The following is a 14,329-nucleotide window of genomic DNA, read 5'->3' on the forward strand; positions in this document are numbered from 1 at the left end:
CGTTCTAGAAGCCGGAACGCCGGTAATTCCTCGACAGCGCGACTCAGTGCCTGCGAACCCGCGACGTCACTGTTTGATTCCCGAGACGGTCGCGATCGCGTTCTCGAGGATTCCGATCCCGTCGGCCTCGAGACGTTCGGCGCGAAACTCGTCCCGCGCTTCGACCGTGAGACGGACGACGGGTTCGGTCCCGCTCGCACGCAGGAGCATCCAGCCATCGTCGAGGTCGACGTAGACGCCGTCGAGCGTGTCGACGTCGTCGTACTGCTCCTGAACGCGATCCCGAACCCGGTTCATCACGGCGGCTTTCGCCTCGACCCTGACCGACGCGCGACGGATGGGGTACGTCTCGATCGCCGCGACGAGCGACGACAGCGGGCCCCGTTCGGCAGCGAGCGCGACCAGCTTGCACGCGGCGAGCGGGCCGTCCGGGCACGGCGTCTCGTCGGGCCAGATCCACGCTCCGCTCGGCTCGCCGCCGAAGACGACGTCCGGCCGTGCAGCGCGGTCGGCCACGAACGTGTCGCCGACCCGCGTTCGGCTCACTGATGCGCCGACCGACGCCAGCGCGTCGTCGACGGCCATGCTCGTCCCGACCGGCGCAGCGATCACGTCGCCGTCGGTCGCCGCCTCGCGCGCGAACAGCGCCAGGAGGACGTCCTTCGGCACGAACGACCCCGTCTCGTCGACGGCGAGCATCCGATCAGCGTCGCCGTCGTGCGCGACGCCGAGCGCGGCGTCCGTCGATTCGACGAGCGCCGAGAGATCGCCCAGCGTCTCTCGAGTCGGTTCACTCGGCCGACCCGGAAAGCGGCCGTCTCGCTGCCCGTTCAGCGTCACGACGTCACAACCGAGCGTCGAGAGCGCACGGGCAGTGACTCCACCGGCACCGTTCCCGACGTCGACGGCGACGCTCGGCGGGTCCTCGATCGACACCGACTCGACCAGCGCCGCCGCGTGTCGGGCCGTCGCGTCCTCGAGTCGCTCGAGCGAGCCGTGCCCGTCCCAGGGCCGCGGGTCGTACTCGTCGCCCCCGACTCGAGCGGCGATCGCGTCGCGCTCCTCGGGACCGAAGGCCTTGCCCGACGCCGACCAGAGTTTGAGCCCGTTGTCCGGTGCCGGATTGTGCGAGGCCGTGACGACGATTCCCGCGTCCGCGTTCGCCCGTGGGACGGCCCTGGCGATCGTCGGCGTCGGTGCGATCCCGGCCTCGAGGACGTCCGCACCGCAGTCGCGCAATCCAGCGGTCAGTGCGTCGACCAGAACCGCACCGCTCTCGCGAACGTCTCGCCCGACGACGACACGATCGTAGCCGTCCGACGCGACGGCGCGACCGACCGAGAGAGCGAGTTCGGCCGTTACCTCCTCGCCGACGGTTCCGCGAATACCGCTCGTTCCGAACATAGCGGAATGCTCGAAGAGAACGGAATTACTATGAAGTCGGTAAACGTTCCCGACCACGGTGCTCCGTGGGGGTCACCCCGCCGTGCTCCGCGACTCCGCTGCTCGAGCGACGGGATGGAGAGAGCGACGTCCACATCCGGGGCGGCGTGCTGTCCCACGAAGGAACCCTCACCCTTCAGGGCGGGGAGGATAGCAACGATCGAATTCGACACTCATTGCTCCGACTCGGTTGCCCCAAGCAACCCGGCGATCTGTCTCGCGAAGCCTGCTTCAACGACGACCGTGACGAGAATGGCGAGAAAGACGGTGCCGAGTAGCAAATGCGCCCCCGACGGATCGGTCGGCGGCACCTCCGTCTGCAGCCGGACGGCGAACAGCGTCGCGACCGACGCAGGGATAATCCCCCGCGGCCCGACGAAACTCATGAATAGCCGTTCGTTCGTCGTGAAGCCGACCCTGCCCGTCGAGACGAAGACGGCCAGCGGACGGATCACGACCATCAGGACCGCGACGACCGCGAGCCCCGCGACACCCAGCGCGAGGAGTTCCGCGAACTCGAGCAACGCCGCGAGCGTGATGAAGACGAACGAGAGGACCAGCAACGTCACGTCCCTCATGAACTGCAGGATCTCCTCCTGATAGGGCAGTTCGAGGCTTCCGAGGGTGAACCCCGCAGTGGCGGCGGCCACGATTCCGGCCTCCGAGAACACCGAGTCAGCGGCGGCGAACGCGATGACGGCACTGGCCAGCGCGAGCAGTCGAGCCGTCTGCGGCGCGGTCTCGGATGGGTGTTCGACCTGCGTGAGGAGGTACCAGACGACCCCGGCGACCACGAACCCGACGATCACCCCCATCGCGAGGCGCTGGACGAAGAGCCACACGTACCCGCCCGGCGCGAGGTGTCGGGCCGTCATGGCCTTGAAGAGGACGACCGCCAGCACCGCGGCCGTGACGTCGTTGACGATCCCTTCGATTTCGAGCGTCGTGGCGACCTCCTCGCGAACGGGAACCACCGCGAGAATCGGCGCGATGACCGTCGGCCCGGTGGCGACCAGCAGCGCGCCGATGAGGAACGCGATATCCCAGCTCGCTCTCAGCAGCAGGCGCACGGCCAGGGCCGTCCCGACGAACGCGATGACCGCTCCGATCGTGATCATCCGGCTGACCGCCCTCGACGCATTCCAGATGGCCCCGTACTCGAGGCGAAACGTGCCCTCGAAGATGATGATGGCGACGCTCACGCCGACGATGGTCGAGAGCGAATCGCCGACGGCGTCGGGCGGTATCAACTCGAGACCCTCGGGACCGATGGCGACGCCCATGAGGATGAGAAACAACACGCTCGGCACCCGGTACTTCGCGGCGAGAACCTGCGCCGCGACACCGAGGCCGACGATGGCCGCGATGAGGGCGACGACGTCGAGGCTGACGTGAATGGACACCGGTTCATCGACCTCCGGGACGGGGAGGACGACTCTCCGTGCACCACGCACCCAACGAGTGACGCCTCCGCGGGTCGTTCCCGACCAATACGACCGACATGCAACGTGCATCCACACCCAGTCACAAGTATCCGCAGACTCGGCGATAACCGACCGCTACCGAGTATTGCGCGATATCGTTCGAGAGTCGTTCGAAACGACCCCCGCCCTCAACGGGCGTCTCCTGGATCGAACGAACAGGGAGTCCGGATCGGCGCTGCTGAACCCATTTGGAACGGAGAGAACCGCGGCAACTCGAATCCGCTCGTCCTCTGGGCTCGAACCGCCGGGGATACTTGCGGCTCACGGATTTGTTCGCCGCAAAAGTAGTCCCGGGCGGATTCGAACCGCGAAGACTCGAATCCTCTCGTCTTCTGGGCCCGAATCCGCTGAACTATCCGCTCCTCACGTCCGTTCGTCGCAGAATAGTCCCGGGCGGATTCGAACCGCCGTCATGGGCTTGCTTCCGTGACGGCCTGAACCGGACACGTCCAAAGGCCCATATGATTGGCCACTACACCACGGGACTCCTGATCCCAGATAGCAGACGGCAGCACAATAGTGTTACTTTTCGTCTCGAGGAGAGACGGTGATCTGTCCGGCCTCGGCGCGCCGAGGGCAGCTCCGACAGCGCGTGATCACGTTAGCCATCGTGTGTGCGTCTTCGGGGTGATCGAACGACCGACCGGATGTGAACCGCCTCGGGGTCGAGCGGTTCGAGAGCGCGTCGCTCTCTCGTCATCACGGAAGATCTTCGATCTTCCGAACGACCCCGAGGCACTCGCCTCGTTCATCGGTGTACTCGAGCCCGCACCCGCGACACGTGTATTTTCAGCAGCTGCTCGCCGTGCACTTTCGTACGGTGCTGGCGCATCCCCTGCTCCGTCCGGAGCGGCTTACCACACGTTGGGCAGTCCGTGCAGGGGTTGGCCTCGGCATTCCGTAAACAGTCGAGTCGGACACGCCGCTGACTCGCACACGGCTCGAGACCAGCAATACGCCGGGACGGCGATCAGCGTAACGCGATCGAGCGTCCCGAAAAGTCCCGAAAACGAGCGGGCAGATCGCGGCGACCGGTCACCTCGTTGCCGGACCCGCTGCCGTGGGGATCGGCTACAGGTAGCCTTCCGCGGCCAGTCGCTCGATACCCTCCTCGAGTCGGTCCTCGCTCGCGGCGTACGAGATCCGCGCGTAGCCGGGGGTGCCGAAGGCGCTGCCGGGAACGGTCGCGACGTGGGCGTCCTCGATCGCGCCCTCGCACCACGCCTGATCGTCGTCGTCGACGGGCAGCATCATGTAGAACGCGCCCTCGGGGACGGCGACGTCGACGTCGTGCTCGGCGAGCAGGTCGACGACCAGATCGCGTCGGTCCTCGAAGGCCGCGACCATCTCCGTGACGGCGTCGTCGGTCTCGAGCGCCTCGAGGCCGGCGTGCTGGACGAAGTTGACGGCCGAGGAGACGGAGTGGCTGTGGAGTTTGCCGGCCTGATCGACCAGCGACTCGGGACCGGCGAAGTAGCCGAGCCGCCAGCCGGTCATCGAGTAGGCCTTCGAGAAGCCGTTGACCGTCACGGTGCGGTCGGCCATCCCCTCGAGCGTGCCCAGGCTCGTCGGCTCGACGCCGTAGGTGATCTCCTTGTAGATCTCGTCGGAGATCACGGTCACGTCGTGCTCGACGGCCAGATCGCGGACGCCCTCCAGCGCCGCGTCGGAGTAGACGGCGCCGGTGGGGTTCGACGGCGAGTTGACGACCAGCAGTTCGGTCTCGTCCGAGACGGCGGCTGCGAGGTCGTCGAGCGCCGGCTCGAGCTGGAAGTCGGTATCGGAGAGGTCGACGCGGGTGAGCTCGCCGCCGGCCATCTTGACCATGGCTTCGTAGGAGACCCACGCGGGGTCGAGCAGGACGACCTCGTCGCCGTCCTGCACGAGCACCTGGACGACCTCGTAGAGGGCCTGTTTCGCACCCGGCGTGACGATGACGTTCTCGGGGCCGTGGTCGAGGCCGTCGTCGGCCAGCTTGTCGGCGATGGCCTCGCGCAGTTCGAGGATCCCGGCGGACGTGGTGTAGCCGGTGTGGCCGGCGTCCATCGCGTCCTTGCCGGCCTCGACGATGTTCTCGGGCGTGGGGAAGTCGGGTTCGCCGACGGAGAGGTCGACGATGTCTGCGCCATCGGCCTCGAGTTCGGTGGCGAGCGCGGAGATGGCGAGCGTTGCGGACGGTTCAACTCGGCTGACGCGGTCGGTGAATTCCATCGTCATTGTTGGGAATCGACAGCTGAACTGGGGTCGGGTAGTTCGTCGACGAGATCGAGCGCGCCCTCGACGGCTTTGGCGGCGTTCTCAACGCGTTCGCGCGCTTCGGCGGCGGACATGCCGGGGCCGGTCACGCCGAGGGTCACGGGCGTGTCACGTTCGAGACTCACGTCGGAGAGCCGCTGAGCGGTGGCGTCGGTGATCACCTGATCGTGATCCGTGTCGCCGGTGATGACCGTCCCGACGACGGCCACCGCATCGACGTCGTCGCGGCGAGCGAGCCGGTCGGCAGCCAGTGGCGCGTCGTACGCCCCCGGTACGTGGACCGTCTCGTACACCTCGGCACCCGCGGCGGTCGCCGCCTCGAGTGCTTCCTGCTCCATCTGCTCGGTGATCGGGCGGTTGAACTGCGCGACCACCAGTCCGAGCGCGGTCATAGGCGAGCGGTGGGGAGGACGGGTAAAAGAGGTACCGTTCTCGGGTGACGGCTTCCGGTACCCGCGCGTCGATGCGCTGCCGGGAGACCGAGCGCTGGCCCGCTCGTGTGCGACGGAGATTCCCGCCACTCCCGGGGCGTTAGCCGTCGGATTCACTGCGAACGGTGACGTCGCCGTTGGTCGTCTCGACCCGCACGCTCCGTGTCCCATCCCCGAGCGTCACGTCGACCGAGTCGTCGCTCGAGACGTTCACGCCGTCGATCCCCTCGACGGAAACGTCGCCGTTCGTCGTGGCGGCGCTAACGATCGCGTCGAGGGAGTCGGGCGCGAGAACGGTGACGTCGCCGTTGGTGCTCTCCGCGAACAGGTCGCCGTCGCTGTCGCCGTCCGCGAGCGTGACGTCGATACTCCCGTTGGTCGTCTCCGCGTGGACGTCGCCGCTGACGCCGGTTGCGCGAATCGACCCGTTCGTACTCTCGGCGACCAGTCCGCCGTCGACGCCTCGAACGTCGATGTCACCGTTCGTCGTCTCGGCCGCCAACTCGCCGGTCACCTCGCGAACGTCGATATCCCCGTTCGTCGTCGCCGCACGAGCGAGGCGGACGCCGGCGGGAATCGTCACCTCGAGGTCTAGCTTCGGATCGGGACCGAACAGGAACGGCGGCTCGTCGCCCTGCCGTCCCTCGACGACGAGGCGGTCGCCGTCGCGGCTGGTCTCGATCGTCACGGACTCGAGGGTATCCTCGGTCGGCGCTGCCTTGTGGCCGCGAACCTCGACCGCGTCACCCTGTCCCCCTTCGACGGTGATCGATCCGGACTCGGTCGAAAGCGAGACGGCGCCGACCCCGTCGGTCTCGTAGGTTTCCGTCACGGTCTCCGTTTCCCCCCGTCCGGTCGCGAGACAGCCGGCGAGCGACGCGAGCACACCGAGACTCCCCCCAGTGAGTAGTCGACGTCGCGAGACGTTCGATTGCATACTCGTGTCTGTGCGTTGGTAGCTACATATATAATACCAGTCAGTTTCCGAGGCAGGTGCTCTGCACGAAGATTTTTATAGCTGAGCGGGAGCGAACTGTGACCCGAGACGCGGTGCGAGCGCCGCAGTACGAGCGCCGGCTCCGTTCGAAGGCGACGTCCCGGTTTGAGAATTCTTAAGCGCTGGCGGCGAGAACCGGCGCACAATGACGACGCTACGGACGCCGGGACCGACGATCGGCGTAGTCGGAGGGGGACAGCTCGGGCGAATGCTCGCCGAGGCGGCCGCGCCGCTGGGCGTCGAGGTGGTCGTGCTCGATCCGACGCCGGACTGTCCGGCCGCACTCGTGGCCCGCGATCAGATCGTCGCCGAGTTCGACGACGAAGCGGGGATCCGCGAACTCGCCGCGCGCGCCGACGTCCTCACGTTCGAAATCGAACTCGCGGATCAGGACGTGATGGAACGGGTGAGCGAGGACACCGGGACTCCCGTCCACCCGAAGCCGTCGACGCTGGAGACCATCCACGACAAACTCGTCCAGAAGCGGACGCTCGAGGACGCCGGAGTCCCAGTACCGCCGTTTCGCGCGGTCGACGACGCCGACGACGTCCGCGCGGCGATCGACGACTACGGCGCGCCGGTGATGCTCAAAGCGCGAACCGGCGGCTACGACGGCCGGGGCAACGTCCCCGTCGAATCGAAATCCGAAGCCGAGGACGCCCTCGAGGCGGTCGCCGGCCCCGCGATGGTCGAGTCGTTCGTCGACTTCGAACGTGAGGTATCGGTCATCGCGGTCGAGGGAGACGACGAGGTCGCGACCTTCCCGATCGGGGAGAACGTCCACGAGGCGGAGATCCTCCGGGAAACGATCGTTCCCGCTCGCTCGAGCGAGGCCGTCACCGAGCGCGCTCACGCGGTCGCTCGCGACGTGCTCGAAGTGATGGACGGGCGCGGCGTCTACGGGATCGAACTCTTCGAAACGACCGACGGCGAGATCCTGCTCAACGAGATCGCGCCGCGCCCACACAACTCCGGCCACTGGACCATCGAGGGCGCGGCGAGTTCCCAGTTCGAACAGCACGTCCGTGCCGTACTCGGCTGGCCGCTGGCCGCGACCGACCTGCGCTCGCCGACGGTCACGACGAACCTCCTCGGCGACGTGGACGACGAGCGACCCGCACGGCTGACCGATCTCGACGAAATTCTCGAGACGCCGCGCGCGGCTCTCCACTGGTACGGCAAACGACAGGCCCGCCCCCTCCGGAAGATGGGCCACGTGACGCTCTCGGCGGACGAATCGGCGTCGGATACGTCGGTCGGGGAACTGCTCGAGCGTGCGCGCGCCCTCGAGGACGCCGTGACGTTCCGGCCGTAGCACTCCCCACCGTTCGACGCCCGTTCTGCGACGCACCGGCGGCCGATCGCGAACCGGTCCGATCGCCGGCCTCGTTTGCTATCGTTTCAAGTCCGTCGCCCGACCACCACCACCCATGAGCGACAGCGTCAGCGAACTGATCGACCGCCTGCGCGAGGAAGCACGACAGGACCGCCCGGACGAAGCGACGCCCGACGTCGGAATCGTCATGGGGAGCGACTCCGATCTCGAGACGATGATGACCGGCGGCAAACGGCGAGGAGCCTACGACGCCTTCGTCGACGAACTCGGGTTCGCCGAGCAGACGGACTACGAGAGTCCGCCCGACGAGCGCTTCACGTTCGAGACCTACGTTACCTCCGCCCACCGCACACCCGACTTAATGACGGCTTACGCCGAAACGGCCGAGGATCGCGGCCTCGAGGTGGTCATCGCCGGGGCCGGTGGCAAGTCCGCGGATCTGCCGAACATGACTGCCTCGATCGCGTACCCGCTGCCGGTCATCGGCGTCCCGGTTCAGGAGAAGTCGGTCGACAGCGTCATCGGGATGCCGACCGGTGCGCCGCTGGTCGCGGTCGACGCCGGCAAGTCGTTCAACGCCGCGCTGTCGGCTGCACAGATCCTCGCCCGCCGGCACGAAACGGTTCGCGACCGACTGGTCGCCTACCACGAGGACCTGCGCGAGGGCGTCGGCGACGTCTCCCGGGAACTCCACGATAGCGGAACGCCAACGTTCCGGGATCGCGACCGGTAATCACGGTATCGACTTCCGGTCACAGGAACGCGTCTCTGGATCGGGGGCCACGAGTCGCCCGAACCGAAGCGGTTGGTTCGGATTACCGTCTCGGGTGCCGCGTACAGACCGATTTCGTCCAGGAGTAATATCGGTTTACTGTGATAGTCGCTCCCTGCGGACCCGTCCGTAATATGCGGTGATCGTTCATGAGAATCGCGTTCCCCTGAACTCCCTTCTCGGCCCGTGTTTCCCCGAAAAACGAAGAATCAACCCTTATGTGCGTGCGGTTTGAAGCCTCGAACGTTACCGAGATGAATGATTGGATCGCCATCGGGGCGCTGGCGCTCGTCGGGGTACTGATACCGTTCGGGATGATGGCGGTATCGTATCTCCTACGGCCCACCGTGCCCGAAACGAGTAAACGCGCCACCTACGAGAGCGGCGAGATTCCGACCGGCGGAACGCGCATCCGGTTCAATATTCAGTACTACATGGTTGCGCTGCTGTTCGTCGTCTTCGATATCGAAACCGTCCTGTTGTTCCCGTGGGCGGTCGCCTACCAGGATGCGCTCGCGGCGGACATCCCGCTCGTCCGCGCGCTGGGTCCGATGCTGTTGTTCGTCGCCATCCTGCTCGTTGGACTCGCGTGGGCGTGGCGCACGGGCGCGGTACAGTGGGCACGGACACCTAGCCAACTGGAAACAGAGAGACTATGAGTAGCGACCAACCACGCCAGCAGATCTACGACAGCACCGCACCGTCGACCGATACTCGGGACTCGCGGATCGGTGAAGGTGCCGACGACCGATTCAACTCCAAGCTTCGCGAGGCCTTCGGCTCCACCCCGTTCATCCTCACGAAGTTCGACAAGTTCATGAACTGGGTTCGGGGCAACTCCATGTTCATGCTCCAGTTCGGGATCGCGTGTTGCAGCATCGAGATGATGCACACGTACGCGATCAAGCACGACCTCGACCGCTTCGGCGCCGGGGTTCCGCGAGCCTCGCCCCGGCAGGCCGACGTGATGATCGTCCCCGGGACGATCGTCTCGAAGTTCGGCCCCCGCATGAAGCGGGTCTACGACCAGATGCCCGAACCCAAGTTCGTCGTCGGCATGGGCTCGTGTACGATCTCCGGCGGCCCCTTCCAGGAGGGGTACAACGTCGTCAAGGGCGCCGAGGAGATCATCCCCATCGACATCCACGTCCCCGGCTGTCCGCCGCGACCGGAAGCGCTCGTCTACGGCATCGCCAAACTCCAGGAGCGGATCCGCAACGGTGAATCGACCCCAGTCGTCGTCAAACCGTACGAACTCGAGGAGTTCGGCGACCTGCCGAAGGACGAACTCGTCCAGAAGCTCGCGGACGACATCGACGAGGATGACCTCGTCATGCGCTACAACTGGGCTGATTCGCCATGAGCACGGGACTCGAGCGAGCAGCGTCCGTCGAGGTTAGCGAGGACGACCTCGAGGCGCTGATCGGTGATCGCGCGCTCGCGCGTGACGACCACCTGAACGCGCCCGGATTCGTCGTTCGGCCGGACGACGTCCAGGACGTCCTCGCGGACCTCCGGGACGAGGCGGGGTTCGATCATCTCGCCAATCTCACCGCACAGGAGTACGCGGACCGGTACGAATCCATCTACCACCTCCGGAAGTACGCCGACCCGACGCAGGAGGTTTCGGTCGTCGTGCCGACGACGACCGACGACCCGGTTAGCGAGACCGCCGAACCGGTCTTCCGGACCGCCGACTGGCACGAGCGCGAGGCGTTCGACCTCGTCGGCATCGACTACGAGGGCCACCCCGATCCGCGCCGGATCCTCCTGCCCGAGACCTGGCAGGGACATCCGCTCTCGCGGGGGTACGATCAGGAGAAGCCCCAGCTCGTGACGCTGACGGAACACGCCAACCCGATCCAGCCGGACCACCACGACGACGAGTCGGACACGATGTTTCTCAACATCGGTCCGCACCATCCGGCGACCCACGGCGTGCTCCATATCGAGACGGTGCTCGACGGCGAGACGGTCGTCGACGTCGACCCCGACATCGGCTATCTCCACCGCTGCGAGGAGCAGATGTGCCAGCAGGGGACCTACCGCCACCAGATCATGCCCTACCCGGACCGCTGGGACTACGTCTCGGCCGGGCTGTTGAACGAGTGGGCCTACGCGCGCACGGCGGAGGAGCTGGCGGACATCGAGGTCCCCGAGTACGCGCAGGTCATCCGCACGATGGGGGCCGAGCTCTGCCGGATCGCCTCCCACATGCTCGCGCTGGCAACGTTCGCGCTGGACGTCTACGGCGACTTCACCGCCATCTTCCAGTACGGCATGCGCGACCGGGAGGTCATCCAGGACATCCTGGAGGACCTGACCGGCCAGCGGCTCATGTTCAACTACTTCCGACTCGGCGGCGTCGCCTGGGACCTGCCCGAACCCCGCGAGGAGTTCATCGAGAAGACCCGGGACTTCCTCGACGGGCTCCCCGCGAAGGTCGACGAGTACAACGACCTGCTGACCGGCAACGAGATCTTCCAGATTCGGTGTCACGACACCGGGATCCTCGAGCCGGACGTGGCGAAACAGTACGGCTGCACCGGGCCCGTCGCCCGCGGCTCCGGCATCGACTACGACCTTCGCCGCGACGACCCGTACGGCTACTACGAGAACTTAGAGTGGGACGTCGTCACCGAGGAGGGCTGTGACAACTACAGCCGCGTCCTCGTGCGTATGCAGGAGGTCGAGGAGTCGGCGAAGATCATCGAGCAGTGTCTCGACCTGCTCGCGGACTGGCCCGAAGACGAGCGGACGGTCCAGAGCAACGTCCCCCGGACGCTGAAGCCGGACGCGGACGCGGAGATCTACCGCAGCGTCGAGGCCGCGAAGGGCGAACTCGGGATCTACATCCGCTCGGACGGGACGGACAAGCCGGGTCGGTTCAAGATCCGCAGCCCGTGTTTCCACAACCTCTCGGCGCTGCCCGAGATGGCCGAAGGGGAGTACGTGCCGGACCTGATCGCGTCGCTCGGCAGCCTCGATATCGTGCTCGGGGAGGTGGACCGGTAGTATGTCCGGTGGCCAGATCGCGGGCGCGACCGCACCGGCGGTACCGCTACAGGATACCGTCCTGCTCCCCGAGCGGCTCGGCGAGGTTACCGGGCTCAACGAGTTCGGGTTCGGCGGCGAACTGCTCGCGACCTTCCTCGCGGCGTTTCTCATCGGCAACCTGATGCTCGCGATGACCGGGGTCGCGGGGCCGTGGGCGAAACGGAAGATCACCGCCGCCTTCACGGATCGGATCGCCGTCAACCGGCTCGGACCGGCCGGGCTGTTCATCATCGTCGCGGACGCCGTCCGGCTCCTCTCGAAGGAGCTAATCGTTCCCGAAAACGCGGACCGACCGGCCTACGACCTCGCGCCGATCGTCGTCGCGTCGTCGGCGCTTTTGGGCTTCGCCGTCATCCCGATGGGCAGCGGAATCCACTTGGCAGACCCCGAAGTCGGGCTGGCGTACGTCTTCGCGGTGTCGGGGATCGCGAGCCTCGGGCTGGTGATGGCCGGCTACGCCTCGGCGAACAAGTACTCGATGCTCGGCGGGCTCCGCGCGGTGGCACAGAACATCGCCTACGAGATCCCGCTGGTCATCACCGGGATGTCCGTCGTGATCTTCGCCGGAACGCTGCAGTTGGGGGAGATCGTCTCGGCGCAGGCGGAGCCGCTGGTCACGATCGCGGGCGTGTCGATTCCTGGGTGGTATGCGCTGGTCAATCCGTTCGCGTTCGTCCTGTTCCTCGTCGCGAACTTCGCCGAGGTCGGCCGTAACCCGTTCGACACGCCGGAGGCACCGACCGAGATCGTCGCCGGCTACCAGACCGAGTACTCCTCGGTCTACTTCGTGCTGATCTACCTCGGGGAGTTCCTCCACATCTTCCTCGGGGGTGCGATCATCGCGACGATCTTCCTCGGCGGCCCGGCCGGTCCCGGACCGGCGGCGCTCGGTATCGTCTGGTTCATCGTCAAGATCTGGGCGGTGTTCTTCGCGACGCAGTGGCTGCGATCGGCGGTTCCCCGCGTTCGGATCGATCAACTGATCGAGATCGGCTGGAAGGGACTGCTCGTCCTCTCCTTTGCGAATCTCATCTTCACTGCGGTAATCGTGGGGCTGATAGCATGATCGGGATACTCAAATCCATGGCAACGACGATGAAGCACGCACTGGACGGCTCCACCTTCACGGTGGAGTATCCGGAGACCGCACCGGACGTCTCGCCGCGCTTTCGCGGCGTCCACAAGTTCAGTCAGGAGCGGTGCATCTGGTGCCGGCAGTGCGAGAACGTCTGTCCGAACGATACGATCCAGATCGTGATGGACGACAAGCGAAACGGCGAACAGTACAACCTCCACATCGGGCAGTGTATCTACTGTCGGCTGTGCGAGGAGGTCTGTCCCGTCGACGCCATCCTGCTGACGGAGAACTTCGAGTTCACCGCGGACACGAAACACGACTTCGTCTACAACAAAGAGCAGCTGAAAGCGGTACCGTGGTACAAGGACATCGACCCGCTCGCCGCCCGTGAACCCGACCGGGGCGCGTGGGTCGGCGAGGGCGAGGGGGAGGTCGACTACCAGTAACGGGTCCGCCCGTCCCGCAAACGGGCACTACTAACAAACCATGAACTACGAGCTGATCGCGTTCGCGCTGTTCGCCATCGTGACGCTGGCCAGCGCGGTGGGTGTCGTGCTCATGCAGGACCCGTGGCATTCGGCGCTCCTGCTGGGCGTGGCGCTGCTCAGCGTGGCGGTCCACTACGTGATGCTGGCGGCGGAGTTCGTCGCCATGATGCAGGTTCTCGTCTACGTGGGCGGGGTCCTCGTCCTCATCACGTTCGCCGTCATGCTGACCGAGCGCGACGATTCCGACGCAGACGAGGTGGTACAGGCATGACGACCGGCCCGAAACTCCGACTCGGCAAGACGCTCGTTCCGGGACTGCTCGCCGTCGCCCTCTTCGCGGTGATGGCACTGGTCACCGTCAATGCCGGCTTCGGCGACATGACCGGCTTTCCGGACGGGATCTCGATTACGGCCGAACTCGGCTACGCGCTGTTCGGGTTCGACGAACTGCAGGAGGTCGGCGGCACCGAACCGTTCCTCGCCGCCGTCCTGCTCGTCGCGGTCGCGCTCGACGCCGCGCTCGACGCCTCGCTCGTCCTCGCGAAACGCGAGGAGGGCGGCGAACCCGTCGCCGCGCTCGCGACGACCGGCGAGTCCTCGAGCGCCGGCGAGGCGGCGGAGCCGGCCGTCGCGGACGGCGGAAGCGCCGACGAGTCCACGGACGCTGGAGGTGAGACTCGATGACCGTCGACGTGCAGTACTACGTGCTGCTGTCGATGGCAGTCTTCTGTATCGGCCTGTTCGGGGTGCTGACGCGTCGCAACGCACTGTTGTTCCTGATGTCCGTCGAACTGATGCTGAACGCGGCGAATATCAATCTGATCGCGTTCGCGTTCTATCACGGCAACCTTACGGGGCAGTTGTTCGCGCTGTTTACGATGGCGCTGGCTGCCGCGGAGGTGGCTGTCGGACTCGGGATCATCCTGGTGCTGTACCGCAACTTCCGTGACGTCGACGTCACGGTTCCAACGACGATGAGGTGGTAAG

The 14,329-nt window shown here is 66.2% G+C and carries 15 protein-coding genes and 1 tRNA gene; 10 read left to right on the top strand and 6 right to left on the bottom strand.

From position 1 onward, the window contains the following. Window positions 1–66 precede the first annotated feature (66 nt). The 6 genes from glmM to BMX07_RS09330 all read right to left on the bottom strand — a co-directional run bounded on the left by glmM (window position 67) and on the right by BMX07_RS09330 (window position 6,551). The gene (gene glmM, locus BMX07_RS09305; protein ID WP_090617075.1) at window positions 67–1,404 is read right to left on the bottom strand and encodes a phosphoglucosamine mutase; all 1,338 of its coding nucleotides are present in this window, start codon (window positions 1,402–1,404) and stop codon (window positions 67–69) included. A 212-nt stretch (window positions 1,405–1,616) separates the two neighbouring features. Beyond that, complete coding sequence (locus BMX07_RS09310) at window positions 1,617–2,846, bottom strand: cation:proton antiporter (protein WP_090617240.1); 1,230 nt, start codon at window positions 2,844–2,846, stop codon at window positions 1,617–1,619. Window positions 2,847–3,311: 465 nt separating this feature from the next. Further along, window positions 3,312–3,414, bottom strand: a tRNA-Gln gene (locus BMX07_RS09315). A gap of 584 nt (window positions 3,415–3,998) precedes the next feature. Beyond that, complete coding sequence (locus BMX07_RS09320; RefSeq protein WP_090617077.1) at window positions 3,999–5,144, bottom strand: pyridoxal phosphate-dependent aminotransferase; 1,146 nt, start codon at window positions 5,142–5,144, stop codon at window positions 3,999–4,001. Next, the gene (ribH, locus tag BMX07_RS09325) at window positions 5,141–5,575 is read right to left on the bottom strand and encodes a 6,7-dimethyl-8-ribityllumazine synthase (protein ID WP_090617078.1); all 435 of its coding nucleotides are present in this window, start codon (window positions 5,573–5,575) and stop codon (window positions 5,141–5,143) included. The genes BMX07_RS09320 and ribH overlap by 4 nt, the downstream gene beginning before the upstream one ends. A 139-nt stretch (window positions 5,576–5,714) precedes the next feature. Beyond that, the gene (locus BMX07_RS09330; RefSeq protein ID WP_090617079.1) at window positions 5,715–6,551 is read right to left on the bottom strand and encodes a DUF4097 family beta strand repeat-containing protein; all 837 of its coding nucleotides are present in this window, start codon (window positions 6,549–6,551) and stop codon (window positions 5,715–5,717) included. Between the two features lie 205 nt (window positions 6,552–6,756). Between BMX07_RS09330 and BMX07_RS09335 the strand changes: the two genes are divergently transcribed. From BMX07_RS09335 to nuoK, 10 genes are all read left to right on the top strand, one after another. After that, entirely contained in the window at window positions 6,757–7,926 is a 1,170-nt protein-coding gene (locus BMX07_RS09335) for a 5-(carboxyamino)imidazole ribonucleotide synthase (RefSeq protein WP_090617080.1), read from the top strand. A 115-nt stretch (window positions 7,927–8,041) separates the two neighbouring features. Continuing rightward, window positions 8,042–8,680: an AIR carboxylase family protein gene (locus tag BMX07_RS09340; RefSeq protein WP_090617082.1), complete on the top strand. Its 639-nt coding sequence runs from the start codon at window positions 8,042–8,044 to the stop codon at window positions 8,678–8,680. 293 nt (window positions 8,681–8,973) lie between these two features. Next, window positions 8,974–9,378, top strand: coding sequence for an NADH-quinone oxidoreductase subunit A (locus BMX07_RS09345; protein WP_090617242.1), 405 nt, complete (start codon window positions 8,974–8,976; stop codon window positions 9,376–9,378). Continuing rightward, window positions 9,375–10,082 (top strand): NADH-quinone oxidoreductase subunit B, encoded by a 708-nt coding sequence (locus BMX07_RS09350; protein ID WP_090617084.1) that lies wholly within the window; start codon window positions 9,375–9,377, stop codon window positions 10,080–10,082. Before BMX07_RS09345 ends, BMX07_RS09350 begins: the two co-directional genes overlap by 4 nt. Next, window positions 10,079–11,734, top strand: a complete 1,656-nt coding sequence (locus tag BMX07_RS09355; RefSeq protein ID WP_090617086.1) for an NADH-quinone oxidoreductase subunit D — start codon at window positions 10,079–10,081, stop codon at window positions 11,732–11,734. The genes BMX07_RS09350 and BMX07_RS09355 overlap by 4 nt, the downstream gene beginning before the upstream one ends. A gap of 1 nt (window position 11,735) precedes the next feature. Further along, entirely contained in the window at window positions 11,736–12,842 is a 1,107-nt protein-coding gene (locus BMX07_RS09360) for a complex I subunit 1/NuoH family protein (RefSeq protein ID WP_090617088.1), read from the top strand. Further along, the gene (locus BMX07_RS09365) at window positions 12,839–13,300 is read left to right on the top strand and encodes a NuoI/complex I 23 kDa subunit family protein (RefSeq protein ID WP_090617091.1); all 462 of its coding nucleotides are present in this window, start codon (window positions 12,839–12,841) and stop codon (window positions 13,298–13,300) included. Before BMX07_RS09360 ends, BMX07_RS09365 begins: the two co-directional genes overlap by 4 nt. 40 nt (window positions 13,301–13,340) lie before the next feature. Then, entirely contained in the window at window positions 13,341–13,613 is a 273-nt protein-coding gene (locus tag BMX07_RS09370; protein ID WP_090617094.1) for an NADH-quinone oxidoreductase subunit J, read from the top strand. Continuing rightward, window positions 13,610–14,026, top strand: a complete 417-nt coding sequence (locus BMX07_RS09375; RefSeq protein ID WP_090617096.1) for a hypothetical protein — start codon at window positions 13,610–13,612, stop codon at window positions 14,024–14,026. The genes BMX07_RS09370 and BMX07_RS09375 overlap by 4 nt, the downstream gene beginning before the upstream one ends. Continuing rightward, window positions 14,023–14,328 carry an NADH-quinone oxidoreductase subunit NuoK gene (gene nuoK / locus BMX07_RS09380; protein ID WP_006181260.1) on the top strand — a complete coding sequence of 102 codons (306 nt, stop codon included), beginning with the start codon at window positions 14,023–14,025 and terminating at the stop codon, window positions 14,326–14,328. Before BMX07_RS09375 ends, nuoK begins: the two co-directional genes overlap by 4 nt. Window position 14,329: the final 1 nt, after the last annotated feature.

Origin of the sequence: Natrinema salaciae, from assembly GCF_900110865.1 — an archaeon.
GTDB lineage: Archaea > Halobacteriota > Halobacteria > Halobacteriales > Natrialbaceae > Natrinema > Natrinema salaciae.

Bases quoted from the DNA above. Each gene is read 5' to 3' on its own strand.
- BMX07_RS09375 (WP_090617096.1), top strand. From the start codon at position 13,610: ATGACGACCGGCCCGAAACTCCGACTCGGCAAGACGCTCGTTCCGGGA.
- BMX07_RS09360 (WP_090617088.1), top strand. From the start codon at position 11,736: ATGTCCGGTGGCCAGATCGCGGGCGCGACCGCACCGGCGGTACCGCTA.
- BMX07_RS09320 (WP_090617077.1), bottom strand. From the start codon at position 5,144: ATGACGATGGAATTCACCGACCGCGTCAGCCGAGTTGAACCGTCCGCA.
- BMX07_RS09330 (WP_090617079.1), bottom strand. From the start codon at position 6,551: ATGCAATCGAACGTCTCGCGACGTCGACTACTCACTGGGGGGAGTCTC.
- BMX07_RS09340 (WP_090617082.1), top strand. From the start codon at position 8,042: ATGAGCGACAGCGTCAGCGAACTGATCGACCGCCTGCGCGAGGAAGCA.
- ribH (WP_090617078.1), bottom strand. From the start codon at position 5,575: ATGACCGCGCTCGGACTGGTGGTCGCGCAGTTCAACCGCCCGATCACC.
- BMX07_RS09345 (WP_090617242.1), top strand. From the start codon at position 8,974: ATGAATGATTGGATCGCCATCGGGGCGCTGGCGCTCGTCGGGGTACTG.
- nuoK (WP_006181260.1), top strand. From the start codon at position 14,023: ATGACCGTCGACGTGCAGTACTACGTGCTGCTGTCGATGGCAGTCTTC.
- BMX07_RS09365 (WP_090617091.1), top strand. From the start codon at position 12,839: ATGATCGGGATACTCAAATCCATGGCAACGACGATGAAGCACGCACTG.
- BMX07_RS09355 (WP_090617086.1), top strand. From the start codon at position 10,079: ATGAGCACGGGACTCGAGCGAGCAGCGTCCGTCGAGGTTAGCGAGGAC.
- BMX07_RS09350 (WP_090617084.1), top strand. From the start codon at position 9,375: ATGAGTAGCGACCAACCACGCCAGCAGATCTACGACAGCACCGCACCG.
- BMX07_RS09370 (WP_090617094.1), top strand. From the start codon at position 13,341: ATGAACTACGAGCTGATCGCGTTCGCGCTGTTCGCCATCGTGACGCTG.
- glmM (WP_090617075.1), bottom strand. From the start codon at position 1,404: ATGTTCGGAACGAGCGGTATTCGCGGAACCGTCGGCGAGGAGGTAACG.
- BMX07_RS09335 (WP_090617080.1), top strand. From the start codon at position 6,757: ATGACGACGCTACGGACGCCGGGACCGACGATCGGCGTAGTCGGAGGG.